Raw genomic sequence first — 2,484 nt, forward strand, 5'->3', positions numbered from 1 at the left:
TGTATATATCGGTGATTCTGGGCCAAGCGTATCGCTTGAAGATGGGCCACTCGTATCGGTGATACTGGGCCAACAATTATAGGATTATTTTTTTACTTTTCTCAACGATTCGCCAGATAAACTCAGGCGGTGTGCGCCATGGACTAACCTATCTAAGATGGCATCAGCTATTGTTCCTTCCCCAATGACTTCATACCATGCGGTGACAGGCAATTGCGATGCTATAATAGTAGATTTTTTATTGTGACGATCCTCAATAATTTCCATTAGCAGATCTCTTTGTGGTTTATCTAGATTCTGCAATCCAAAGTCATCAAGGATCAACAGATCCTGCTTTTCTATACGTGCAATTTCTTTGTATAACGAGTTATCAGCTTTGGCGCCGTGTAATCTGGTAAAAAGCTTAGCTGTATTGTAGTAAGCTACCCGATATCCCATGGCACAGGCCTGATGACCAAGAGCAGAAGCTATATAACTTTTACCTACTCCGGTAGGACCAGTAATAAGTATGTTCTCTTTTTGCTGAATAAACTGGCAGGAAGAGAGCCTGTTTAATAATTCCTTATCCAGGTCTCTTGCTGCCTGATAGTTGATCTCCGAAAGGTGGGACATGTACCGGAATGCTGCAGTTTGGGTTAACCGTGCTACTTTCTTATTGGAACGATCCTGCCATTCTGCATCAATCAGCATACTTAGTAGTTCATCAGCCGTAAGCTGTAAATGCCCTTGGCTTTCAATACTGCTACTATACGCCAGTAGCATTCCCTGCAAACGCAGGCTTTTCATCTTTTCTAATGTTTGTTGTGTATTCATATTTATTGGGTTAATGATAATAAGAAGCACCGCGTAAGTTTTCATGCGCAGGGATACTCATTTGCTCTTCATCCACTTCTTTAGCATCAAGGTTTTGTTTGAGGATGGACTCTAGGATCTTATAGCCATATTGTTCAAATGTCATTGCACGGATACATGCATATTTAAGTCGCTGAACACCATAAATTTTCCCGAGTCTTTGGATTCCCCAGCAGGACCGAAAAGCCTGTTCCGGATGTGGACGCTGAGCAAACACCTGCTCCACATATTGATGAATAATATGATCTTCAGCTTGAGCCCAAGCTAAAAAGGCCTCCACATTCCATCCCTGCATAAACTGGTGGTTGGCTGGCATATGGTTCAGAAGAGTGGTGTAACCGGCACTTTTTTTACTTCTGGTATGTGAGGCTATCCTTTTGCTGGAGGAATAGACTTCAATCAGGGCTTCATTGTATCTGACTTCCACTCTTTTACCAATGTACTGGTGTGGTACGCTATAATAGTGCTTATCCTCGCTGATAAACACATGATAGTTCTTTTGTACCATTGCCTGCTTGTAGGTCAATAGTGTGAATGGCTGAGCTGGTAATGGAGCCAATAAGGCTTTTTCCTGCTCCAGAAATAACTGGGTTCTGCTGGTTTGCCTCTGCTGATACATTTTCTGATTGTAAAGCTCTAGTAACGGCCGGATGGCTTTGTTCAATGAGAATAAATCAAAGAATACCTGATCTCTCAAAGCGAAGCAGATCCTTTGATAAACGAGTTTGACTGCGTTCTCAACCAATGCTTTGTCCTTTGGTTTACGAGCTCGGGTAGCCATCACTGCAGTGCCATAGTGAAGAGCAAAAGCTTTAAAGTCTTTGTTTAATTCAGGTTCATAACGATGCGCGTGGGTTACCGCAGACTTCAGGTTATCCGTTACAATCAGTTTTGGCACCCCGCCAATAAACTCAAGGCTTCTTCTGATGCTATTCAAAAAAGAAGCCTTCTGCTGGCTTTCACTTGCTTCTACATAAGTGTACCCGCTACCCGCTAATATGGCGACAAAGAGCTCCACAGGATGTGTTCGACCCGTTTCTCTATCAGTAAGATGGAGCCGATCACCGGCATAATCAATCAGCAATTTCTCACCCATAACCTGCTCCATATGGAAGGACGCGTCCTGAACCGCAAATGCTTTTTGTAAGTGCTCTTTAAACTGGGTATAGCCGTATCCATCAGGATACTTCAAACGATACTGATCCCAGATATTCAAATAGGTAAAACCAGGGTTCTTTAAAGCTGTACGAAAGCCGGGAATCATAGCTTGCAGCTCAGTATAGGCTTGAGGTTTATTAAATATCTTAGACACTGGTAATATGGAAACGATAGATTCCTCGTTCAAACGAGATAACTCAGAGAAATCTTGACCTGCTTTCTTGAGGTTAAGAATGTATTCGTTGACGGTCTTGCGGTTAATACTTAATAACCTTGCAATCGATCGGTTACTTTCTCCGCGGGCTTTTAATTGAATAATACGTTGAATGTCTAACATGTCTTTTCGGTGGCCGGCCATACTTTACAGAGTTTATTTACTCAGTAAAATACTACTTTGTTAATTGGCCCGGTATCACCGATAGGACTGGCCCAGTATCACCGATACAGCTGGCCCTTTATGTTCCGATATATGCA

The 2,484-nt window shown here is 42.5% G+C and carries 2 protein-coding genes; both read right to left on the reverse strand.

Translation table 11 applies throughout. The features are described from left to right. Positions 1 to 84: 84 nt before the first annotated feature. On the reverse strand, positions 85 to 813 hold the full coding sequence (istB, locus tag R2Q84_RS25165; RefSeq protein ID WP_316819371.1) for an IS21-like element helper ATPase IstB: 729 nt from the start codon (positions 811 to 813) through the stop codon (positions 85 to 87). Between the two features lie 10 nt (positions 814 to 823). Further along, positions 824 to 2,368, reverse strand: a complete 1,545-nt coding sequence (gene istA, locus R2Q84_RS25170; protein ID WP_316819372.1) for an IS21 family transposase — start codon at positions 2,366 to 2,368, stop codon at positions 824 to 826. Positions 2,369 to 2,484 lie beyond the last annotated feature (116 nt).

It is taken from the genome of Pedobacter nyackensis, assembly GCF_032678475.1.
Lineage (GTDB): Bacteria > Bacteroidota > Bacteroidia > Sphingobacteriales > Sphingobacteriaceae > Pedobacter > Pedobacter nyackensis_A.

Bases quoted from the DNA above. Each gene is read 5' to 3' on its own strand.
- istB (WP_316819371.1), bottom strand. From the start codon at position 813: ATGAATACACAACAAACATTAGAAAAGATGAAAAGCCTGCGTTTGCAG.
- istA (WP_316819372.1), bottom strand. From the start codon at position 2,368: ATGGCCGGCCACCGAAAAGACATGTTAGACATTCAACGTATTATTCAA.